This is a genomic window from Bacillus sp. RC252, assembly GCF_044909215.1.
In the GTDB taxonomy this organism is placed as follows: Bacteria; Bacillota; Bacilli; order Bacillales; family Bacillaceae_G; genus Bacillus_A; species Bacillus_A mycoides.
In genome coordinates, this window is sequence record NZ_JBIYDV010000018.1 from 18,593 (window position 1) to 40,490 (window position 21,898).

General features: G+C 35.2%; 23 protein-coding genes. 17 read left to right on the top strand and 6 right to left on the bottom strand.

Annotated features, from left to right (window positions below; all coding sequences use genetic code 11):
- Nucleotides 1-40 precede the first annotated feature (40 nt).
- The 12 genes from spxA (at nucleotide 41) to ABH960_RS22405 (ending at nucleotide 11,886) form a co-directional block, all read left to right on the top strand.
- A complete protein-coding gene (spxA, locus tag ABH960_RS22350) occupies nucleotides 41-436 on the top strand; it encodes a transcriptional regulator SpxA (RefSeq protein ID WP_000236196.1) in 396 nt (131 codons plus the stop codon).
- 30 nt (nucleotides 437-466) lie between these two features.
- Nucleotides 467-601: a BA3454 family stress response protein gene (locus ABH960_RS22355; protein ID WP_000573513.1), complete on the top strand. Its 135-nt coding sequence runs from the start codon at nucleotides 467-469 to the stop codon at nucleotides 599-601.
- A 194-nt stretch (nucleotides 602-795) separates the two neighbouring features.
- Complete coding sequence (saiR, locus tag ABH960_RS22360; RefSeq protein WP_404448486.1) at nucleotides 796-1,209, top strand: Rrf2-family transcriptional regulator SaiR; 414 nt, start codon at nucleotides 796-798, stop codon at nucleotides 1,207-1,209.
- A 125-nt stretch (nucleotides 1,210-1,334) separates the two neighbouring features.
- A complete protein-coding gene (locus ABH960_RS22365; protein ID WP_000987460.1) occupies nucleotides 1,335-1,670 on the top strand; it encodes an IDEAL domain-containing protein in 336 nt (111 codons plus the stop codon).
- 1,154 nt (nucleotides 1,671-2,824) lie between these two features.
- Nucleotides 2,825-4,144 (top strand): aromatic amino acid transport family protein, encoded by a 1,320-nt coding sequence (locus ABH960_RS22370; RefSeq protein WP_098167800.1) that lies wholly within the window; start codon nucleotides 2,825-2,827, stop codon nucleotides 4,142-4,144.
- A gap of 112 nt (nucleotides 4,145-4,256) precedes the next feature.
- The gene (locus ABH960_RS22375; RefSeq protein WP_404448489.1) at nucleotides 4,257-4,679 is read left to right on the top strand and encodes a SpoIIAA family protein; all 423 of its coding nucleotides are present in this window, start codon (nucleotides 4,257-4,259) and stop codon (nucleotides 4,677-4,679) included.
- Nucleotides 4,680-4,897: 218 nt separating this feature from the next.
- Complete coding sequence (locus tag ABH960_RS22380) at nucleotides 4,898-5,407, top strand: heme-degrading domain-containing protein (RefSeq protein ID WP_002014036.1); 510 nt, start codon at nucleotides 4,898-4,900, stop codon at nucleotides 5,405-5,407.
- A gap of 388 nt (nucleotides 5,408-5,795) precedes the next feature.
- A complete protein-coding gene (zwf, locus tag ABH960_RS22385; protein ID WP_404448491.1) occupies nucleotides 5,796-7,280 on the top strand; it encodes a glucose-6-phosphate dehydrogenase in 1,485 nt (494 codons plus the stop codon).
- Nucleotides 7,281-7,375: 95 nt separating this feature from the next.
- Nucleotides 7,376-8,269, top strand: coding sequence for a phosphogluconate dehydrogenase (NAD(+)-dependent, decarboxylating) (gene gnd, locus ABH960_RS22390; protein WP_001263669.1), 894 nt, complete (start codon nucleotides 7,376-7,378; stop codon nucleotides 8,267-8,269).
- A gap of 51 nt (nucleotides 8,270-8,320) precedes the next feature.
- Complete coding sequence (gene fsa, locus ABH960_RS22395) at nucleotides 8,321-8,989, top strand: fructose-6-phosphate aldolase (protein ID WP_404448494.1); 669 nt, start codon at nucleotides 8,321-8,323, stop codon at nucleotides 8,987-8,989.
- 157 nt (nucleotides 8,990-9,146) lie between these two features.
- Nucleotides 9,147-10,688 carry a gluconokinase gene (gntK, locus tag ABH960_RS22400; protein ID WP_404448588.1) on the top strand — a complete coding sequence of 514 codons (1,542 nt, stop codon included), beginning with the start codon at nucleotides 9,147-9,149 and terminating at the stop codon, nucleotides 10,686-10,688.
- A gap of 136 nt (nucleotides 10,689-10,824) precedes the next feature.
- The gene (locus ABH960_RS22405) at nucleotides 10,825-11,886 is read left to right on the top strand and encodes a lactonase family protein (RefSeq protein WP_404448496.1); all 1,062 of its coding nucleotides are present in this window, start codon (nucleotides 10,825-10,827) and stop codon (nucleotides 11,884-11,886) included.
- 70 nt (nucleotides 11,887-11,956) lie between these two features.
- Here the strand turns inward: ABH960_RS22405 and ABH960_RS22410 are convergent, their stop codons facing one another.
- Nucleotides 11,957-12,130 carry a DUF1272 domain-containing protein gene (locus ABH960_RS22410; RefSeq protein WP_001162783.1) on the bottom strand — a complete coding sequence of 58 codons (174 nt, stop codon included), beginning with the start codon at nucleotides 12,128-12,130 and terminating at the stop codon, nucleotides 11,957-11,959.
- 195 nt (nucleotides 12,131-12,325) lie between these two features.
- On the opposite strand from ABH960_RS22410, the gene ABH960_RS22415 reads away from it, so the two are divergent.
- On the top strand, nucleotides 12,326-13,180 hold the full coding sequence (locus ABH960_RS22415) for a pentapeptide repeat-containing protein (protein WP_404448498.1): 855 nt from the start codon (nucleotides 12,326-12,328) through the stop codon (nucleotides 13,178-13,180).
- 20 nt (nucleotides 13,181-13,200) lie between these two features.
- Nucleotides 13,201-13,737 carry a hypothetical protein gene (locus ABH960_RS22420; protein WP_404448500.1) on the top strand — a complete coding sequence of 179 codons (537 nt, stop codon included), beginning with the start codon at nucleotides 13,201-13,203 and terminating at the stop codon, nucleotides 13,735-13,737.
- 20 nt (nucleotides 13,738-13,757) lie between these two features.
- On the opposite strand, the gene ABH960_RS22425 is transcribed toward ABH960_RS22420, so the two are convergent.
- Nucleotides 13,758-14,645, bottom strand: a complete 888-nt coding sequence (locus ABH960_RS22425) for a DMT family transporter (RefSeq protein ID WP_404448502.1) — start codon at nucleotides 14,643-14,645, stop codon at nucleotides 13,758-13,760.
- A 344-nt stretch (nucleotides 14,646-14,989) separates the two neighbouring features.
- On the opposite strand from ABH960_RS22425, the gene ABH960_RS22430 reads away from it, so the two are divergent.
- A complete protein-coding gene (locus ABH960_RS22430) occupies nucleotides 14,990-15,775 on the top strand; it encodes a glycosyltransferase family 2 protein (protein ID WP_404448590.1) in 786 nt (261 codons plus the stop codon).
- On the opposite strand, the gene ABH960_RS22435 is transcribed toward ABH960_RS22430, so the two are convergent.
- The 4 genes from ABH960_RS22435 to rfbF are packed head-to-tail and all read right to left on the bottom strand — an operon-like array spanning nucleotide 15,744 to nucleotide 19,724.
- Nucleotides 15,744-16,667: an NAD-dependent epimerase/dehydratase family protein gene (locus ABH960_RS22435; protein ID WP_404448504.1), complete on the bottom strand. Its 924-nt coding sequence runs from the start codon at nucleotides 16,665-16,667 to the stop codon at nucleotides 15,744-15,746. The two genes, ABH960_RS22430 and ABH960_RS22435, sit on opposite strands and share 32 nt — an antisense overlap.
- Nucleotides 16,664-17,887 (bottom strand): methyltransferase domain-containing protein, encoded by a 1,224-nt coding sequence (locus tag ABH960_RS22440; RefSeq protein WP_404448506.1) that lies wholly within the window; start codon nucleotides 17,885-17,887, stop codon nucleotides 16,664-16,666. The genes ABH960_RS22435 and ABH960_RS22440 overlap by 4 nt, the downstream gene beginning before the upstream one ends.
- A 12-nt stretch (nucleotides 17,888-17,899) precedes the next feature.
- Complete coding sequence (gene rfbG, locus ABH960_RS22445; RefSeq protein ID WP_404448508.1) at nucleotides 17,900-18,955, bottom strand: CDP-glucose 4,6-dehydratase; 1,056 nt, start codon at nucleotides 18,953-18,955, stop codon at nucleotides 17,900-17,902.
- Nucleotide 18,956: 1 nt separating this feature from the next.
- Nucleotides 18,957-19,724, bottom strand: a complete 768-nt coding sequence (gene rfbF, locus ABH960_RS22450) for a glucose-1-phosphate cytidylyltransferase (RefSeq protein WP_404448510.1) — start codon at nucleotides 19,722-19,724, stop codon at nucleotides 18,957-18,959.
- Nucleotides 19,725-20,027: 303 nt separating this feature from the next.
- Here rfbF and ABH960_RS22455 point away from each other — a divergent pair, with 303 nt between their 5' ends.
- Nucleotides 20,028-20,405, top strand: coding sequence for a MerR family transcriptional regulator (locus tag ABH960_RS22455; protein ID WP_002014021.1), 378 nt, complete (start codon nucleotides 20,028-20,030; stop codon nucleotides 20,403-20,405).
- 119 nt (nucleotides 20,406-20,524) lie between these two features.
- On the top strand, nucleotides 20,525-21,847 hold the full coding sequence (locus tag ABH960_RS22460) for a hemolysin family protein (protein WP_002137356.1): 1,323 nt from the start codon (nucleotides 20,525-20,527) through the stop codon (nucleotides 21,845-21,847).
- Nucleotides 21,848-21,898 lie beyond the last annotated feature (51 nt).

Below are 21,898 nucleotides of genomic sequence, written 5' to 3' on the forward strand. Positions count from 1 at the left end.
ATCTATATAATAATTTAAAAAGTAAAGGAGTGTTTAAAATATGGTGATTTTATATACGACAGCAAGCTGTAGTTCATGCCGAAAAGCAAAAGCATGGCTTGAAGAACATCAAATTGATTATACCGAAAAAAATATCGTATCAAATTCTCTTACAGTCGATGAACTTAAATCCATTCTTCGTTTAACTGAAGATGGTGCTACTGAAATTATTTCAACTAGATCTAAAACTTTTCAGGAATTAAATATAAATATTGAGGCGCTTTCGCTTAATGAGTTTTATAAATTAATAATTGAGTATCCTCAAATGTTACGTCGTCCAATTATGCTGGATGAAAAAAGATTACAGGTTGGTTTTAATGAGGAAGAAATTCGCAAATTTTTACCGCGTAGCGTTCGAACATTTTTGAATATAGAATTGCAAAAAATGGCTAATTAATAAGTAATATTTTGAAAGGAGGAAACAGAAGTGATTGAAGTATGTGTTACAGTTAATTATAAAGATAGAAACTATCACACAAATGTTATTGTGAGTAAAGATACGATTTGGACAAAAATTAAACAATTGGCAGAAGAACAAGTTAAGAAACAGTGGACTGTTTAAATTTATTTGCAACTTAAAAAGCTAAATGAAGTTAGGAGATATAGGGGAGTTCTGATAGAATATAAAGGAATTTATTTTTTCATGCTAAGCATGCTTCTTATATATTTTAACGTTTGACTAACCTATCTGTAATATTTATGGCTACAGTATGTTACTAAACGAGAAATCATATTTTTTATCGTAGGAGGACAACAATGAACAGCGACTTTACCTTGGCCATTCACAGTTTAACTTATTTAGCTTTACAGCCAGATCGGATGTCAACAAGTAATGCTATTTCCGAAAGTGCAGGTGTTCATCCAGTACGCATTCGCAAAGTGCTAAGTTTGTTAAAAAAACATAAGTTTATACAATCAAAAGAGGGAACGGGTGGAGGTTTTATTTTTGCCCGTGATTTAAGTGAAATTAATCTTTGGAATATGTATCAAATAACCTCTGAAGGGGCATTGCAGCCGAAGTGTCCAGAATCAAATGATCAGTGTATTGTAGGTTCGAACATGCGGAAAATTCTTTTTGCTATTTTCTTAGGTGCGGAAGAACATCTAGGTGAATATTTAAAGAATTATACAATGAAAGAAGTTGTTGATCTTATTAATCAAGAACGTTAAGCGGCTTAATTATTATGTAGCCGTGAGTTCTAAAAAAATAAATGTAATAAAAAACATTACAGTTTAAATTGGTTTTTATATCTTTTTTATCGTTACAAAAAATATTTATAAGCAGGTGAAAAAGTATGATGTCAAATAATAATCATGTTTTAAAAGTGGGAGATTGGGTTCGTGGAATATCAAATGAGGGTGAATTCATAGTTGGTTACATTGTATCACTTGATGAAGTGGAAGGTGTAGTTACAGTTAGCATTGTGAAACGTGACGACAAGTACACAATGAACGAAGCGATTTTACTCTTTAGTAAACATGTTAACAAACTCCCTGAATCAAAGGTAATAAATAAGGAGCAAATCCTTTATCTTATAGACCTTGCATTATTAACAGGGGATGAAGAATGGTTTATTGAGCTCTCTGCAAAATTAAACTTGATAAAAGAGCTAGTTAATGAGGGGTTTTAAAGATTACATTATTCGTTTTTAATAGGTTGGATCGTGCAATAAGCAATAATATCATCTAAAAGGAAATGAAATAAAACCCATTCAATACAAACATAGAAATATCCCTGAAGAAGAGTTGAAAAAACTAAAATTAAGATGACATTGAAGTGATTCGTTTGCCCACTCCTAACAATGATAATGATGTAAATAAGCTGTCCATATGGGCAGCTTATTTTATTTTTTCGTTTAGCGAAGATTTTTGCAAAATGTTAGCGGTTCTCTTATTGTCATCAAGTTAAAATATGTATTTTCCTAAAAATGTATATGAATGCAATGTTGATAATATATAACCTAAAAATTGGTTTATGTATTTAAAAAGAAATTTCTTTTTAACTACGTTAATTATTTATTAGAATATCTTTTTTAAGTCAAAATAAAATTTTTAGATAAAGAAGAATATAAATATTTTTAAAATGAGTAGCTTGAATAAACAATATTTTACTGTGTTTTTTGCTGATTAATTCCGTTATAAGCGATAGGAACAAGGGTTGCATGCTAACTGTAAATTATTATCCATGTAAAATTATATCCATTAAATATTTCTGGAAATATAAAAATATTAATTTTATAAATATACACGTTATAATGAGGGCGTCGAGAGAAATTTTATGATCTCTGGAGAAAATATAAAAAATGCGATTAATAGAAAGAAAGGCGTTTGATTAGAGGCGAAATGTATGTAAAGTGCTTCAGTGGCTTGTGTAATCAATACCATAAATGCTGCCGAAGTTATGAAAGTGATGTATAGAATTGAGAAAGAAATGCCTCATAAATGAAGAGAGGCCGGTTTATCTAAAATTACTGTTACAAGTAAGTAAGAGAAACCATTAAAGTAACACACTGTTATTAGAAATGTTGCAACGTATTTATGAAGTCTATTCAATATTGTTTTCTTAAGCGGTCTTTATATAAAGAGCGGATAGTACGAGTAAACTTTTTTGTGAACGCTAACATTTATGTTAGGACGCTAACTAGCGAATGTTTCAATTTGGATTCATTATGATGAAGGACATACAATGTGGGGCAACTTGTAAGGAATTTATTTTCCGAAAAAAGGGAATGTTCGTTAGCTATAAAGAGATACGCAAGAATAGGATACAAGGGGGAGTTATTATATGAACGGGAATACTGCAAAGAAAATAGAAATTCAAGCTGAAAATATCGCACTAGAAAATGAGCAATATGCAGATCCGAAAAAGTGGCATAAGCAGGATACTACATGGGCATTGAGCCTATTTGGAACTGCAATTGGAGCAGGGGTGCTCTTTTTACCGATTAATGCAGGTTCAGGTGGTTTATTATCATTACTACTAATTACATTGCTTGCATATCCAGTTATGTATTACTCACATAGGGCACTGGCTAAAATGATATACGCTTCTAATTCTGCTGATGAGGGGATCACAGGTACAATTAGAGAGTATTTCGGAAATAAAGCAAGTATCATTTTTAACATCGTATATTTCGGTTCAATTTATACAATCGTGCTAATGTATTCGGTTGCGCTTACAAATACTGCAAGTAGTTTTATCGTGCATCAATTGCACATGCCAGAGCCTCCAAGGGCTATTTTATCACTTGTATTAGTTCTTGGTCTTATCGCTATACTGAATTTTGGTCAAGATATTACTGTAAAGATCATGAGTATGCTAGTGTATCCTTTCATAGCTTCTCTACTTTTTATCGCAATATCTTTAATTCCACAGTGGAATACGTCAATGCTTAGCTTTTCAGCTGTTTCTACTGCTTCAACAGGAACAGGATATTTTGGAACGATACTGTTGATTCTACCGATCATCGTATTCTCATTTAATCATTCACCTATGATTTCATCATTTGTTGTAAAACAGAGAGCTACGTATGGAATAGAAGCTACTGATGCTAAATGTGCGCAAATACAAAAAGTTTGTTATATCATGACATTCGCTGTAGTTATGTTCTTCGTTTGGAGTAGTACATTAAGCTTGACTCCAGAGGATTTAAAAATGGCAAAAGAGCAAAACTTATCAATCCTTTCATATCTTGCTAATGAGCTTAATTCACCTGTAATCACGATTGCAGCTCCAATCATTGCTTTTGTGGCTATTACAAAATCTTTCCTTGGCCATTATATCGGAGCATTTGAAGTAATGCGTGACATGATTATTAAGTTCGGTAAATCACGTGGGAAAGTTATTGAAGAAAAAACAATTAAGACAATCGTCCTTACTTTTGTTGTATTGTCATGCTGGTTTGTTGCTTATACAAATCCAAGTATTCTTGGACTTATTGATTCTCTAAGCGGTCCATTAGTTGCTGCTATCTTATGTCTATTACCGATGTATGCAATCAATAAAGTACCAGTACTAGCTAAATACAAAGGGAAAATGAGTAACGTATTTGTTATTATTGTAGGTGTACTTACTGTTTTAGCAAGTATTAAATCATTATTCTAATTCACGATTGTTAGTTCTAATGCAAAATAAAATAGAACGATTTTGGGACAGACTTCTCCGTTTGGAGAGTTTGTCCTTTTTTAATGCGTAACAATTTTATCTTATTGATTTTATGAGATATTTCCGCATAATTGTAACTAAGGGAGATGATTCCAAGTTGAGTAAGCTGAATATAAGCACAACAGTTTCAGGAGATATAATTGTTACCCATCTTATTGGCAAGATTAAAACAGATGATGTTTATGAATGGTTTAATGGCTTCGAGCAGGTTTGTCAGCAATTCATTTCCGAGGGTCGGAAATACAAATTGCTGGTAGATAGAAAAGGGTACATGCCAGATCATTTTTCTGTTCAAAAAGCATGGAAAGATAAGTTTTTCAATGAAACGATTTTGAATCACAGTAAGGCAATTGCTTTTCTCCTTGAAGAAGGGGAGATACTGAATTATTTACAACAGTCCAATACAAAAGAATCTGTGAAATTTTTTGATGATTATGAACAAGCATTAGTTTGGTTGAATGGATATCCCATATGAAATTGTTAGCGAACCAGTTGCCTAAGTAACTGGTTTTTTTATGCTTGTAAGAAATATCCGGAAGAAAACTTCTATACGAGATGTTTAGTACGAAAGGACATACTTTTTTAAGGCGTTAAATATAATTCATAATAGCACCAAGAAGAAAAGAATACGCTTTACGGTATTAGTTATATGGAAAGGCCGTACGATAGAGTCACAGAAATTCAAAAATATCAATGTGGCATAAAGTGAGTAAGGGGGATAAACATATGAGCGCTTCAAATTTGAATGAAATAAGTAAGCAAATTTTAATAGAGGAGGAAACACTTCAATTTTCCTCTTTTACAAATGAAGATGCACTGCAAATAGGTTTATTTATCGTTGAAACGGCGAGGCAAGAAGGGAAATTGATTGCTGTTGATATAGCGAAAAATGGTGTGCAACTATTTCATTTCAAGATGACAGGGACAACTGCGGAAAATACGCAATGGATTGAGCGTAAAAAACGAGTTGTTTCTTTGCATAATCATAGCTCGTATTATATGCAGATACAAAGTGAAATAACGGGCGTTCCATATAATGAAAAGTATCTTTTAGATAGGTCGGATTATGCTGCGTTTGGTGGCTGTGTTCCTGTCCAAATAAAAGATGTAGGAGTTATTGGAATGATAACAGTTTCAGGATTACCACCAGAAGAGGATCATGAATTAGTTATAAGGGCAGTTAAAAATCATTTGAAACAATAGTAAAAAGGCAAAATCGAACAAGAATATGTTCGGTCTTGCCTTTTTATTATTCAGTTCATGAACATATTTCTAATAAGATGTTACGGAATTAAAATCTTCAATTCGAGACACTTTTCTTGACGATAATAATCTATGTAGTTAATATGATAGACATAAAACAACTTAATTACTTTTAATAATTAAGTTATTTTATGTAAGTTATAATGAGTAAGTAGGATTTGGGGAAAATGCTTTGAATTGCCACTATTAATATTGGGGACAATTAGAAAGCGACAAATATAAAAAATTAGAAGTTAAGAAGTAAGATTGGATCAACAATAATAGTAGCTTCTGGACAATGCATTTTTACTAAGGTGACAATGACTATACATCACGAGGGGGACTGAAATTGGAATCAATGACCTTTGTTTTATTTGGAGCAACAGGGGATTTAGCTAAAAGGAAAATTTACCCTGCGCTATATAACTTATATAGAGATCAAAAGCTTCCAAAGCAAATATCCGTTATTGGGCTTGGAAGACGTGAAGTATCTCATGTAGATTTTCAAAAAAGAGTAAAAGAATCAATAGAAACTTTTTCTCGTCGCAAAGATGAAGGTACTCCGAAAATAGAAGATTTTTTAGAGTATTTTCGTTATTGTCCGTTAGATGTGAATAAGCCAGAAGATTATAAAAGGTTATTACAAGTAGTTCGTGAAAGGGAGGAAGAACAAAATATACAAGGGAATAGAATGTTCTACCTTTCAGTTACTCCTGACTTCTTTGATACAATTGCTTTAAATATTAAAGAAAGTGGACTGGATAAAACTGATGGATGGAAGCGCCTGATGATTGAGAAACCGTTTGGTCATGATCTTACATCTGCCCGAGAGCTGAATGATAGGCTTAGTCGAACGTTTGAAGAAGACGAAATATACCGTATTGATCATTATTTAGGTAAACCGATGATTCAAAACATTGAAGCACTTGAATTTGCAAACCCTGTTCTTCAATCGATTTGGAATAAAGAACATATTGCGAATGTACAAATAACAGCTAGTGAAACGGTTGGGGTAGAAGAAAGGGCAGCATATTATGATTATGCAGGAGCCATTCGCGATATGGTTCAAAATCATATGTTGCAAATATTAATGATGACTGCTATGAATCTGCCGGAAAAGATAAATGCATGTGAAATTCGTGAGGAAAAACGAAAGGTAATGGAAACTCTTCGTAAAGTGAAAAAAGAAGACGTTCAGAACCATATCATTCGCGGACAGTATGCTTCAGGGGAGATAAAAGGACAACAAGTTGTAGCGTATAGAGAGGAACCAGGAGTAAATCCTTCTTCTCAAACAGATACATATGTTGCGGCTCGCTTATGGATTGATAACCCATTTTGGACTGATGTTCCTTTTTACATACGAACAGGAAAAAGAATGAAAGAAAAGTCTACTCGTATTGTAATTGAGTTTAAAAATACATTAAAACAGCAATATCAAGATAGTAATCCAAATGCAGAGCCTAATTTGTTAATCATTGAAATTAGCCCAAATGAAAATGTTTCACTCCAATTAAATAGTAAAAATCCATTGAACAATGGAGAGCTAGAACCGATCCGTATTCATTTTACTTGTGAGCAAACAGGAGTGGGAATACCTGAAGCCTACGAAAGGCTTATCTATGATGCTGTATGTGGAGATTCTACATTCTTTGCACACTGGAGAGAAGTTGAATTGTCATGGGAATGGGTGCAGCCAATCCTTGAAGCGTTCGAAGAAAACTTGTTACCTCTTCATGAATATGAGTCTGGCTCGTATGGTCCGGATGCTGCTCATGCTCTATTACAAGAAAGTGAATTTAAATGGTGGTTAGATGAGGGATTGAAAAAATAAGTACATTCTTATAAGTAAAGCAATATGACAAAAGATATTTATCATTTTATTAACATGTATTTATGATGAAAGGTAATTCAAGGAGGAATTGTATTATGAGAGTAGGATTAATTGGTTTAGGTAAAATGGGATTAAATTTAGGGAAGAATTTAATTGATCATAAACATGAAGTAGCTGCATTCGATTTAAATACGAGTGCAGTGGAAGAAATGAAAGCGTATGGGGCTACAGGTACGTCTAGTTTAAACGAACTTGTTCAATCATTAGAATCACCAAGAATTCTATGGGTTATGGTTCCGCACGCTGTTGTTGATTCTGTTATTAATGAGGTTACACCGCTGTTATCAAAAGGAGATATTTTAATTGAAGCTGGGAATTCACATTATAAAGAGTCTATTCGCCGATATGAGCAACTAAAGACAGATGGCATTCACTTTATGGATGCAGGAACTTCTGGCGGAATGGAAGGTGCTCGTAATGGTGCTTGTTACATGATCGGAGGAGATCAAGAAGCTTGGGACATCGTTGAACCTCTTTTCCGGGATACAGCTGTAGAAAATGGATTCTTATATGCAGGAAAAGCTGGTAGTGGTCACTTTTTAAAAATGATTCACAACGGAATTGAATACGGAATGATGGCTGCTATTGGTGAAGGATTTGAGGTTTTAGAGAAGAGTGAATTTGACTACGATTATGAAAAAGTATCAAGAGTATGGAACAACGGTTCAGTCATTCGTTCATGGTTAATGGAATTAACTGAAAATGCATTTTCTAAAGATGCAAAACTGGATGAAATTAAGGGCGTTATGCATTCTTCTGGTGAAGGAAAATGGACAGTAGAAACAGCATTAGACCTTCAAACAGCAACTCCTGTTATCGCAATGTCTCTATTAATGCGCTACCGCTCATTAGACAATGATACATTTACAGGAAAAGTTGTAGCAGCACTGCGCAATGAATTTGGCGGACATGCAGTAGAAAAGAAATAAAAATTTTAAAATTATAACTCGTTAGCGTTTAAAAAATGGAGGGAATGAATCATGAAGTTTTTTATTGATACTGCAAATCTTGAGGACATAAAAAAGGCATATAAACTAGGGGTTTTAGCTGGCGTTACAACGAATCCTTCTTTAGTAGCGAAAGATGGCATTAAGTTTGAAGACCGTATTGCAGAAATTTGTCAGGCAGTACCTAACGTTGAATCTGTTTCGGCAGAAGTAACTCCAGATGTTGTTGCAGCTGAAGAAATGATCTCTCAAGCAGAAGAACTAATTAAAATTAACGGTGGTGATAAAAACATCACGATAAAACTTCCGATGACACTAGCAGGATTAGAAGCTTGCCGCTACCTTACTGAAAAAGGTGTGAAAACGAACGTTACACTTATTTTCACTGTGAACCAAGCTCTTTTAGCTGCTCGAGCAGGTGCAACGTACGTCTCTCCATTTTTAGGACGCTTAGATGATATTTCTGAAGATGGCGTATTATTAGTTGCTAAAATTGCTGAATTATTCGATGTTCATCAATTAGATACACAAATTATTGCGGCTTCTGTCAGACACCCAGACCATGTCACTCGTGTAGCGATGGCAGGTGCTCACATTGCAACAATTCCTTACAAAGTCATTGAACAACTTGCTATGCACCCATTAACAGATCAAGGTATTGAAAAGTTTGCTGCGGATTGGGCGAAGGCGCCTAAGTTATAATGAAATGAAGATTTCACTTTTCAAAATAGCACTATAGTTATGAAAAGGACCTCCTTATGAGAGAGAAGTTTATTAAAACGTAGCTCTCATAAGGGAGCGTCTTTTTTGTATACATCATGGTGCTCTTTTGTTATAGGAATAATTCGAAAGGGGTTACATAGTGAGCTCGAAATATATGATTGGTGTAGATATTGGGACAACTAGTACAAAATCAGTTTTGTTTTCGATTGATGGATCAGTTATTGCAAGTCATGGGATTGAATATCCTTTATATTCTCCCGCACCAGAAACAGCAGAACAAGATCCAGAAGAGATTTTTCAAGCGGTCATACATACGATTAAAGAAACTATACAATCAAGTAATGTGCAGCCAGTTGATATTCTTTGTGTTTCTTTTAGTTCGGTAATGCATAGTGTCATTGCTGTAGACGAAGCAGGGAAGCCGTTAACGAGATGTATCACTTGGGCAGATAATAGAAGCGCAAGCTGGGCAGAAAAAATAAAGAATGATATGAATGGTCATGAAATTTACCTTCGTACTGGAACACCAATCCATCCTATGTCACCACTTTCGAAATTAGTTTGGCTTAAGAATGAACATGATGAGTTGTTTGCAAAAAGTCATAAATTCATCTCTATTAAAGAGTATGTTTTCTATAAGTTATTTAAGGAATATGTAATTGATTATTCTATTGCATCAGCAACAGGAATGTTCAATTTGAAATCTTTAAAATGGGATGAGGAAGCTCTTCGTGTTGCAGGAATTACCGATGAAAAGCTATCTACAGTTGTTCCAACGACGCACAGTTTAATAGGGATAAATGAAGAACTTGCAAGAGAGCTGAATGTACTTGTTACTACTCCTTTTATAATCGGTGCGAGTGATGGGGTACTATCGAATTTAGGTGTAAATGCAATAGAACCTGGAGTAGTTGCTATTACAATTGGTACGAGCGGTGCAGTGCGAGTTGTCACAAATCATCCTGTAACGGATCCGAAAGGTAGGACTTTTTGTTATGCGTTAACTGAGGATCTTTGGGTAATTGGTGGACCGGTTAATAATGGTGGTATGATTTTTAGGTGGGTTCGCGACCAATTATGTACGTTAGAAGTTGAGCATGGGAAGCGTTTAGGAAAAGATCCATATGAAGTGCTTACGGAAATAGCGGCAAAAGTGAATCCTGGATCTGACGGTTTATTATTTCATCCATATTTAGCAGGCGAAAGAGCTCCTTTATGGAATGCGAATGCGCGGGGATCTTTCTTTGGGCTTGGACTACATCATAAGAAAGAGCATCTTATACGTGCTGTTTTAGAGGGGATCATTTATAACTTGTATACAGTTCTTCTTGCGTTAAAAGAACTAATTGGCGAACCGAAAAAAATTCAAGCGACAGGTAATTTTGCAAGGTCAGAACTTTGGAGACAGATGATGGCGGATATTTTTCATCAAGACGTATACGTTCCTGAAAGTTTCGAAAGTTCTTGCCTAGGAGCGGCAATCCTCGGTTTATATAGCTTAGGTGAAGTAGATACATTACATGTAGTTTCTAACATGGTAGGTGCCAATTTTTATCATGAGCCAAACATGGAAAGTGTGGAGAAATATAAAGATTTAACACCGATCTATATTCGTTTGGCCCGTCACTTGGAAGAAGAATATGAAAGTATAGCAGCTTTTCAGAAAAAGTGGGTTTAGAGGCTATTTGGCAGAAAAATATGGTAACGTATAAAGAGGTACTCCGATTTTTTAGGATATTCTTTCAATGAATAATAGTTTAGGTTGCTTAGTAAGAAGTGTGATGAACAAAAACTATAGGGAGAGGGGTACGAAAATGACGGATAACAAAGAGTTTATTGGATATGTTGGAACTTACACGAAAGAAAATAGTGAAGGAATATATACTTTTACTTTAAATACGGAAGCGCAAAAAGTTAGTAATGTAACATTGGTGGCTAAGCTAGATAACCCTACATATGTAACGATTAGCAAAAGTAATCAATATCTCTATTCTGTTGTAAAGGAAGGAGAAGCTGGTGGTGTAGCTGTTTATTCGATTAATAGTCATACTGGAGAGCTAGAGGAACAAAATAGACAAGTAGTAGAAGGGGCTTCGCCTTGTCATATTAGTGTGGATAGTGAAAATCAAACGGTAGTTACAGCGAATTACCATAAAGGAACGATTGAGTCTTTTGAAGTAGATGAAGAAAATGGAACTGTAAATCCTGCTTCATCTATTATGGCACATGAAGGTTCAGGTCCAAATAAAGAAAGACAAGAAAAACCACATGCACATTACGCGGGGTATACTCCTGATGAAAAATATGTGGTAGGTGTTGATTTAGGGATTGATAAAATAATTACGTATGGAATAAAAGATAGTACATTAAAAGAAGTGAATAGCTTGTCTGTGAACCCAGGAAGCGGTCCAAGGCATATTACTTTTCACCCGGACGGAAAGTACGCTTATGTGATGACTGAACTTAGTTCGGAAGTCATTGTGTTAACATATTATCCGGAAGAAGGGTCTTTTACAGAGTTGCAGTATATTTCTACTGTTCCAGAAGAGTTTGATGGAAATAGTCAAGGAAGTGCTATTCATATTTCTTCTGATGGCCGTTTTGTATATGTAGCGAATCGTGGTCATAATAGTATTGCTGTTTTCAGTGTGGATCAAAATTCAGGTCAGCTTACATTTGTGGAACATACATCTACAGAAGGAAATTGGCCGAGGGACTTTGTGTTAGATCCTACTGGAAAATTTCTTATTGCTATAAATGAAAAGTCACATAATCTTGTGCTATTTTCAAGAAATGAAACGACAGGGAAGTTAACACTGTTACAATCTGATGTTGTTGTACCAGAGCCTGTTTGTGTTAAGTGTTTAAACGTTTAATTTGTGATTGGTAGAATTTCTATATACCCCAAAAACAGAAAAAAGCAAAGCGATATCGCTTTGCTTTTTTCTATTTCTTCTTCGGCCTACGTACTAACTCTCCGCCACAATTCGGGCAAACATTTTGTCTTTCCTCTGTACATGGTGCACAAAATGTACATTCATACACGCATATGTATGCTTCAGAATCAGGCTGAAGGGAATGGTCGCAAATTTGACAGTTTGTTTTCATTTCTAATGCCATCGTAATCCTCCTTATTATTTGAAAGTTCGTAATTTAATTATAATTAATATTGTAGTGGGTGTCCTTTTTAAATGAAAAGAAATAGATGGATTATGCTGTTGTTTGAAATGAAATAGGTCCATTTGTTTTAAAATTGATTATTTAGTGCAGTTGGAATATTATGAAATAGTCAAAAGACAACAGGGGGTATATATTTTGACTAATCATAACGATTATTTCCATGTAGAAGAGGATGTAAATCACAATAGTTTAAAAGCGGATTGTGAAAAATGTTTTGGATTATGTTGTGTGGCATTACCGTTTGCGGCATCAGTAGATTTTGCGGTGAATAAAGATGGTGGTAAACCTTGTACAAATTTACAATCAGATTATAAATGTAGTATACATAAAAGTCTTAGAGGAAAAGGGTATAAAGGTTGTACAGTATTTGAATGTTTCGGCGCTGGACAAAAGATTTCTCAAGTTACGTTTAAAGGAATTGATTGGCGGAAAGATGCCGAGCATGCGAGAAAAATGTATGATGCTTTTCCAGTTATACATCAGCTTCATGAAATGCTGTGGTATTTGAATGAGGCTATTCTATTAAAGTCGACGCAGACAATTCATAAAGAGCTGAAGGAAGCAATTGAAGAGACAGAGCGTCTTTCTAATTTAAGTCCAGATGAGTTAATGGAAGTAAATGTGCCATTACACCGAGCGGAAGTGAATGTTCTCCTTCTGGAAACGAGTGAACTAGTCTGGAAGGAAATGAATTTTAAAAGTAAGAAAAGGATCAGTCACCGAGGGGCAGACCTAATGGGAGCGAATCTAAAAAAGAGAGATTTACAAGGAGCCAATTTAAGAGGGGCGTATTTAATTGCGGCTAACCTTAATGGTACAGACTTACGCGGAGCGGATCTCATTGGAGCAGATTTGCGTGATGCAGATATTAGAGGGGCAGATTTTACGAATAGTATTTTTCTTACGCAAGTCCAAATTAATGCGGCGAAAGGGGACAAACATACGAAATTACCGAAAGTGTTGTCTCGTCCAGCACATTGGACTACGTAAAGTGTAGGGAGTGAAATAGTTTGGATATTTTTCAGTATTTAGAGGGAATGCAGGAAGACGTATTTTCGTTATCAGTATCTCAAATAGAATCGAAGTATTATGATATTTGTAGCACACTAGCGTCAAGTGAGGATGCGGAGCGCGTTAAATTGATTCCGTTAGATTCATACAAGGAAAGTATGAGGATAGGTTTGAAAGAAGCATTAAAAGTCGCTGAAAATGAAGAAGCGAAGGCAATTTATTTTGAATATGATCTTGATAATGAGTGGGATAGTCAGTTCTATGTTTGTGACGATTACATGTTTCTTGAAGTAGAGGATGATGATTGGGCCAGTGATTGGACGGATGAAATAGAAGGACCATCTTTAGGAGAGCTAGCTGATATTTATGGTGAAAATGGCTTTGATTCAGATAAAAAGGCTGTAGGTATTACTCTATATTTAATCGCAAGAACAGTGTGTAGTTTTATCAATGCACGTAGTGGTTTGCAAAGTAATATACCAATTTGCATTGGTTTTCACGACCAAGACCCAATTATGCGAACAGGCAGAGACTAAGTCTCTGCCTGTTTTTTATACTACGTTCTCTTTTCAAAAGTAGTAATTATAACGCTACATATAATAAGGATACCACCAATGAAAAAGTTACTACTTAACGTCTCATTTAATAGGAGCCAGCCAAGTATTGAACCGACGATAGGTTGAAAGAAGAAAAATAATGAGCCAATGCTAGCATCCATTAATTCTAACCCTTTATTCCAAAGAAAAAATGCACCTGCGGTTGAGACAATTCCTAAATAGAGTACGCCTAATAATACGTACATGTTTATATGTTCAATAGGACTTGATTGGAGTTCCCATACCATAAAAGGTGTAATGAAAAAGAGTGAAAAGAATATTGCGTACGTTGTAATAATTAAAGATGAAAATCGAGCGGAAGCGATTTTTACATAAATGGACAGTAAAGCCCACGTAATAGCGGCTCCAACTAAAATGATTGTACCGATAAAATAGGAGCCGATTTCAATATCCCATCCGATAACGATAATGACACCGATTGTCGCTATTATAGTTGATAAAAGTCTACGAGTAGTTAGTTTCTCTTTTAAAATGAACGCTGCAAATATAACCATAAATGCAGGTGTAGCTGATGTCACTAAGGAGCCTGTATGAGCATCGGATAATTTCGTTCCGATAAATTGACATGTGATTGAAATGAAATACCCGATGAATCCAATCCAAGCAAATAATAGCCAATCTTTTTTGTGGATGGGTACTTTTTTCTTTTGCTTTTTTTCAGTTATTTTCAAAATCACATATAAAACAACAAAAGCGATAATAAAACGTAGCCAAACGAGTGTAAGTGGCGGGATAAAGTCGAGTACGTATTTACTAACGACGTACATACCGCCCCATATACTTGCTGCTAGAGATAAACATATAGCTCCTAAAATTGTTTGTTTCATTTGAATTACCTCCGTCTATTTTTAGGGTTATGATTTATTCCCTAAGACGAGGCATAGTGCACTTGTTATATGAATGCCCGTCTTAGATTATAGACGGACTACAGGTTGATCGTTTTCGAATGAAGTGTTGTAGTACATGAGCGCATTCCTCCTTCATAATTTTATAATGATATTATAACTTAATTTTCAGTTTATTGGGATGTTAATTGTACGGAGTTGATTCTTTAGAAAATGGTGGTTGTCGAAGAAAGCATAGTATATGGTAGAAAAACATATTTTAAAAATAAAAGAAACCAATTACATAACTGATAAGTATATTAAGAGTAGGATGAAAAAGTAGATTAATAGAGAAAGAGGAGGAGATTATTATAACTACAACCGTTATTTCTCATTTTTACAATGAAGAGTATTTATTACCGTGGTGGCTTATGCATCATACGAAACTGTTTGATCATGGTATTTTAATTAATAAAGGTTCTACAGATCGTTCAGTCGAAATTTGCAAAAAATTCGCACCGCATTGGGAAGTGCGAGATTCTACAAATCCAGAGTTTGATGCATTAGCGACAGACCATGAAGTGATGAGGGTGGAACAAGAAGTAGAAGGTTGGAAAATGATTTTAAATACGACTGAGTTTCTTTGTGTGCAAGATAAAAATCAGTTTTGGAAATCACTAAATGAATTGGGAGAGAGGATGTATTGGCTGGAAGGGCTTATTATGGTCGATGATCTTAACTATAATTATCCGGAACTTAACTTTGGAATACCTTTAATGAAACAGCGATTTCACGGTTACTTACCGGAAGATTGGAGATTATGGAGAAGAGGTAGATTCATTCATAATAATGAACATGGAAGCTACACTGTTGGAAGGCATTTAACTGCACATGAATTTATGAATTACCCACCTCTTGCTTGTATTGCATGGTTTGGATTTAGTCCGTGGAACGATGCGATGAGGAAGAGGAAATTACAAATTGGTCCGACTCTTTCTGAAGGTAGTAAGCATGCAGGAATGGGGACACATCACATTATTACACCTGAAAGATTAGAAGAATGGTATAAGGAATTAGCGAGAGAGACGAAGGATTTACGTTTTAGTGCTGCGTATCGTTATGCTTTTTTATAAATGATTCCCACCATAAAATTGTTTCTTCGATTCCAGTATTTAGATTGTACGTCGGTTTCCAGTTTACTTCAGTTTTTAAACGTTCTACATTAACACCGACGAATAAAGGTTCATCTTTAGAGAAAGGAATCGCACCTAGTTTAATTAAATTTTCTTTTCCTATTTTTTTAGCAATGATAGAAGCTAATTCTTTAATTTGTACAGATTGACCAGAAGCGATATTGATTGTGCCTGTAACATTGCGTTCTAATACTGTTACGAGAGCATCAGCGACGTCACTCACATGGAGGAAATCTCTTAATTGTTTTCCATGTGTACATAGTGCTTCCTCATTTTTTAATAAGGACGTGATAATGTTAGAAACGAGTCGATTCCCTTGTTCGTGAGGGCCATACATATGAAAAATGCGGCTCCAACACATGCTGAGGCCGGTTTGCCCAGCGTATGATTGTAGCCAGGAATGTAGTGCGTTTTTACATAATGAATACGGGGTTTTATAGGAAAGAAGCGGTGAATCTTCAAATAATACGCCGTTAAACCATTCATATTCTGCGCCAGTACCGGCAACGATGACTCGCTTTCCGCCGCACGTTGTGAAGTGTTGAATTAATGAGATACTGGATGTAAGCCAATAGTAATTATTAATAGATACATAACACGCTGGTGGCACTGCTTCCCAAGCTAAATGAATGAGATGACTAGGCTTCATGTCGTAAATGAGTTTTTTTACTTCTTCATCGCAAAGTAAGTTTACTTCATGCCAATGGCAAGAAAGGTGAGAAGGCTTATTTGTATTGTAGGTGGCGTGCACTTCATAGCCCTTTTGTATAAGGGAATTTACAACATATTTACCAATCCATCCACTACCGCCTGTTACAAGGATTTTTTTCATGGCTCAATCACCTCAACTTCTGGAATCGTTACTAAAAATTTGCCGCCCCATTCACGAATGAAAGAGCATTCTTTCATAATTTCGTCTTTCAAATTCCAAGGAAGTATGAGAATGTAATCAGGTTTTGTACGTTTTATTTCTTCAGGAGATTGTATTGGAATGCGGGTTCCTGGTAGAAGGAGATTTTGTTTGTGAGGGTTTTTATCTACTGTATAATTTAGAAACTCTTTTCCTATCCCGCAATAATTTAAAAGGGTGTTTCCTTTAGCAGGAGCGCCGTAACCGATAATTTGTTTGTTTAAAGCTTTTGCTTCGATAAAAAACTTTAAAATACTTATTTTCAATTGTTCTATGCGTTCAGAAAAAAGGAGATAGCAATCTAATGTATCTAGCCCGTGATCTACTTCTTTTTGGATTATATTTGTAACACTGGAATGGATAGTGGATGAGTCACTGTGATGGTTTACAAAAATACGCAATGAACCACCGTGCGTTGCAAGTTCTTCTACATCGACAATTTGTAAATGATGATGAGCTAAAACTTTTTGAAGACTTATAAGTGAGAAGTAGGAGAAATGCTCATGATAGATTGTGTCAAACTGTTTAAAGGATATGAGGTTTAATAAGTGCGGGAATTCAATTGTTATCGTGCCATCGTGTTTTAATAATGTTTTTAAACCGGCAACAAAATCATGCAAGTTCGGAACATGTGCTAATACGTTATTTGCGACGATTAAATCAGCTTGTGGTAACTTTTTTGCTAAGTCATTGCTGAAAAAATTCACTTCAGTAGGAATTCCTTTTTGGATAGCGATTTCTGCTACATTTTTTGCTGGTTCAATTCCTAACGTTTTGATATTTTCTTGTTGAAAGTATTGTAATAAGTACCCGTCGTTACTTGCGATTTCAATCACTTTCGAATGGTTTGTTAAGTTGAAACGCTTAATCGCCATTTCTACATATTGCTTAGCGTGTAGTAGCCAACTGGAGGAATAAGAGCTAAAGTATAAATAGTCATGAAAAATATTGTGCGGAGATTCAAATTCATCTAATTGTACAAGTAAACATGAGTTACAAACAAACGTGTGCAGCGGATAAAATGGCTCCATTTTATATGAGTGTTCTGGAGCTACAAATGAGTTAGCGAGAGGAGAAACGCCTAAATCTAAAAAAGTATTTGTGAGTAATGAGTGGCAAAAACGGCATTTTTTCTGTTCCATTTTATAGCCCCCTTATAAATTTTTGAATGCATCGATTTGTTGTCGCGTGAAAGATTCCATATTTTGACCAGATGCATATTTTTTGTACCAATCAACAGTCCAAGCGATAGAATGATCTGTTGATAATTTAGGAGTCCAACCGAGTTTATTTACTGCTTTTGTACTATCAAGTGTTAAAATAGGTGATTCATAAAGAGTATTTGTATGAGGGGAAAGGATTGTTAGTGGTTGATTCCATAATTTTATTATAGATTGAATGACATCATGAACGGTTCTGTTAAGTTCATTCATCGGGCCGAAATTCCAAGCTGCTGCATATTCGGCGTCTTTCGAAAGGTTTTCAGCTAAAAGAATATAGCCATGTAAAGGATCTAATACGTGTTGCCACGGACGAATAGCGTTTTTGTTTCTAATATTTAATGTATTATCTTGTAAATATGCACGAATGATATCTGGGAATAATCGGTCTTCTGCCCAATCACCGCCGCCGATGACATTACCTGCTCTTACTGAGGCAAGTTTCAGAGTGTTAGTGTGGAAGAATGATTTTTGATATGATGTTGCAACTAGTTCAGCACAAGCTTTACTAGCACTATAAGGGTCGAAACCTCCTAGTCGGTCAGTTTCCACGAATGCCCGGTTACCGCTCCCATCATTTTCATAGCATTTATCACTTGTAACATTAATGATGCCACGTATACTTTCTATATGCTTTGCCGCTTCTAATACGTGAACAGTACCTAAAACATTCGTTTTAAATGTTTCGATAGGATTTTTGTATGAAGTGGTGACGATTGGCTGAGCTGCTAAATGAAATAGTATGTCAGGGTTATGTTGTTTCAGGGCATGGAATAAAGAATCGTAATCTGTAATATCGCCTTTAATTGTTATGCACTCTTTTGATACGTTACATTGTTCAAAAAGGTTAGGGGTGGATGGGGGGTGAGAAGAATAGCCAACTACTTCTGCACCTAATGAAGTTAAAAAAAGAGTAAGCCATGAGCCTTTAAAGCCAGTATGTCCTGTAATAAATACTTTTTTCTTATTCCAAAAAGATGATGAAGCCATATTACCAAACCTTCCACGGAGCGTTATTACTTTCCCATAGCTCGACTAATTTATTTTTATCGCGCAATGTATCCATTGGATGCCAAAAACCAGTATGTTGATATGCGGCCAATTCGTTTTTGTTTACTAACTGAACTAAAGTGTCTGTTTCAAAAACAGACTTATCTCCACTAATGTAATTGAAAATATCAGGATTTAAAACGAAAAATCCACCGTTAACCCATCCGCCATCACCTAATGGTTTCTCTTGAAAGGATGTTACAGACTGTTTATCTAATACGAGAGAACCAAATCTGCCTGGAGGTTGTACGGCAGTAACAGTAGCTATTTTGCTGTGTTTTTTATGAAATGCCATCAGTTCTTTTATATTTATATTACTTAATCCATCGCCATAAGTGAGGCAGAAAGGTTCGTCCCCGACGAAATTTTGTATTTTCTTAACTCGTCCACCTGTTTCGGTATTTAGACCGGTATCAATCAGTGTAATTGTCCATGGTTCTATACGATGAGAATGGTTAGTAATTGTATTGTCGCTTAAATGTATCGTGAAATCGGACATGTGTAAGTTGTAATTTAGAAAGAATTCTTTAATTGCATATCCTTTATAGCCTAAGCAAATAATAAACTCAGTAATGTCGTAATGACTATACAAACTCATAATGTGCCATAGAATAGGCTTTGTTCCAATTTCAATCATAGGTTTTGGTTTTAAATGAGTTTCTTCCCCAATCCTTGTTCCGTATCCACCTGCAAGAATAACAGCTTTCATTTTTTCCTCCTAATTATAAAAAAAATTTGATATCGATGTTATTATGATATGTACTTAAATTAGAAAGGAACGGGAAATTTCATAGTTATATTTCGTTCGTTTTGGTTTTTTGAATTTAAGTATTTTATTATATAATTAAATTAATAGATTAGATTGTATAAGATGAGACGATAAATTTTGTATAAATTATGAATGATAAACCGTCACGTTTGACTGTACAGTTTATGTATTGTATGATGGTAGTAATATAAACAAGGGGGGAAGATCGTTGGGAAGGTGTATCGAATCGGACAGTTGGCTCTCATGGCTCACGTGTCGAAACGAACGATTGATTATTATACGAATCTAGGAATCTTAAAAGCGGAGCGATCTCAATCTAATTATCGCTATTACGACGAAACAGCATTTGAGACATTACAATTTATTGAGAAGTGCAAAGAAATGCATATGCCGCTTTGTGAGATTAAAGAGAAGATCGAGGAGAAGAAGCTGCTCGGTATCAATGAACACGTTTCGAAACATGTGAATGAAGTGACAGACCATATTCATAGATTAGAAGCAGAACTAACAGAGTTAAAGCCTCTTTTAGATGAATTGACTGATTCACAACGTGAAAAAATATCGAAATCTTTATCTGGTCAAACGACAGCTTTAATACAGACACTTGCTCTATTATTATAGAATAAGTGAAATCCGACCTCTTTAATTTTTGTATCGGGCTATGTTTTCTAACGAACAAATAAGAAAACATTATAGTATACAGGAGGTGGACACCTTAGTTTTTTAACTAAGGGGATTCATTGGAAATATTTAATTTAGTCATGGTTGCGATTTTAATCGCATTTACTGGATTTTTCGTAGCAGCAGAGTTTGCGATTGTTAAGGTACGTTCAAGTCGCATTGATCAGCTTGTTGCGGAAGGGAAACGCGGCGCATTAGCAGCGAAAAAGGTAACAACAAATTTAGATGAATATTTATCTGCTTGTCAATTAGGTATTACAGTTACAGCGATGGGATTAGGTTGGTTAGGTGAACCGACAATCGAAAAGTTATTACACCCGTTATTTGAGAAATGGAACATAAATCCTTCTATTTCATCAGTATTAACTTTTGGTCTTGCTTTTATGCTAATGACATATTTACACGTTGTAGTAGGGGAATTAGCTCCGAAAACGCTGGCAATTCAAAAGGCTGAAAAAGTAACGTTGTTATTGGCAACTCCGTTAATGATGTTCTATAAAATCATGTATCCATTTATTTGGGTATTGAACGGTTCAGCTCGTGTTATAACTGGTTTATTCGGTTTGAAACCAGCTTCTGAACATGAAGTAGCTCATACAGAAGAAGAATTACGTCTTATTCTTTCGGATAGCTATGAAAGTGGCGAAATTAATCAAGCTGAATACAAGTATGTAAATAATATCTTTGAATTTGATAATCGCATCGCGAAAGAGATAATGGTACCGCGTACAGAAATCGTTGGTTTCTATCTTGAAGATTCAGTAGAAGAACACATGAAAGTAATCCAAAATGAACGATACACACGTTATCCGATTTTTGGAGAAGATAAAGATGATATTATCGGTATGGTCAACGTAAAAGATTTCTTTATTCGATATATGAACAACGATCAAGAAGATTTATCATCGATTCGCACGTATATGCGTCCGATTATTGAAGTTATGGAAACGACTCCAATTCATGATTTATTACTGCAAATGCAGAAGAAGCGAATTCCAATGGCTGTTTTATATGATGAGTACGGAGGAACAGCTGGAATTGTAACGCTTGAAGATATATTGGAGGAAATCGTCGGCGAAATTCGTGATGAATATGATGAAGATGAAGCACCACCAATTCAACATGTGAACGAGTATCATAAAATTGTTGATGGAAAAGTGCTTATCTCAGAAGTAAAAGATTTGTTTGGATTACACATTGAAGAAGACGATGTGGATACAATCGGTGGATGGATTATGATGCAAAATCATGAAATCGAAGAAGGACAATACGTTGAAGCAGAAGGCTATGAATTTAAAGTGTTAGAAAAAGATGCTTATCAAATTAAACGTGTTGAAATTCAAAAAATGGAACAAGAACAAGAGAAAGCAGCAACTGTGTAAGTTGCTGCTTTTCTTCTGACACATAATAAAATGTGAAATTAGGAGCGGATA

Bases quoted from the DNA above. Each gene is read 5' to 3' on its own strand.
- spxA (WP_000236196.1), top strand. From the start codon at position 41: ATGGTGATTTTATATACGACAGCAAGCTGTAGTTCATGCCGAAAAGCA.
- saiR (WP_404448486.1), top strand. From the start codon at position 796: ATGAACAGCGACTTTACCTTGGCCATTCACAGTTTAACTTATTTAGCT.
- ABH960_RS22365 (WP_000987460.1), top strand. From the start codon at position 1,335: ATGATGTCAAATAATAATCATGTTTTAAAAGTGGGAGATTGGGTTCGT.
- ABH960_RS22370 (WP_098167800.1), top strand. From the start codon at position 2,825: ATGAACGGGAATACTGCAAAGAAAATAGAAATTCAAGCTGAAAATATC.
- ABH960_RS22375 (WP_404448489.1), top strand. From the start codon at position 4,257: ATGAGATATTTCCGCATAATTGTAACTAAGGGAGATGATTCCAAGTTG.
- ABH960_RS22380 (WP_002014036.1), top strand. From the start codon at position 4,898: ATGTGGCATAAAGTGAGTAAGGGGGATAAACATATGAGCGCTTCAAAT.
- gnd (WP_001263669.1), top strand. From the start codon at position 7,376: ATGAGAGTAGGATTAATTGGTTTAGGTAAAATGGGATTAAATTTAGGG.
- fsa (WP_404448494.1), top strand. From the start codon at position 8,321: ATGAAGTTTTTTATTGATACTGCAAATCTTGAGGACATAAAAAAGGCA.
- ABH960_RS22405 (WP_404448496.1), top strand. From the start codon at position 10,825: ATGACGGATAACAAAGAGTTTATTGGATATGTTGGAACTTACACGAAA.
- ABH960_RS22410 (WP_001162783.1), bottom strand. From the start codon at position 12,130: ATGGCATTAGAAATGAAAACAAACTGTCAAATTTGCGACCATTCCCTT.
- ABH960_RS22425 (WP_404448502.1), bottom strand. From the start codon at position 14,645: ATGAAACAAACAATTTTAGGAGCTATATGTTTATCTCTAGCAGCAAGT.
- ABH960_RS22435 (WP_404448504.1), bottom strand. From the start codon at position 16,667: ATGAAAAAAATCCTTGTAACAGGCGGTAGTGGATGGATTGGTAAATAT.
- ABH960_RS22440 (WP_404448506.1), bottom strand. From the start codon at position 17,887: ATGGAACAGAAAAAATGCCGTTTTTGCCACTCATTACTCACAAATACT.
- rfbG (WP_404448508.1), bottom strand. From the start codon at position 18,955: ATGGCTTCATCATCTTTTTGGAATAAGAAAAAAGTATTTATTACAGGA.
- rfbF (WP_404448510.1), bottom strand. From the start codon at position 19,724: ATGAAAGCTGTTATTCTTGCAGGTGGATACGGAACAAGGATTGGGGAA.
- ABH960_RS22455 (WP_002014021.1), top strand. From the start codon at position 20,028: ATGGCTCACGTGTCGAAACGAACGATTGATTATTATACGAATCTAGGA.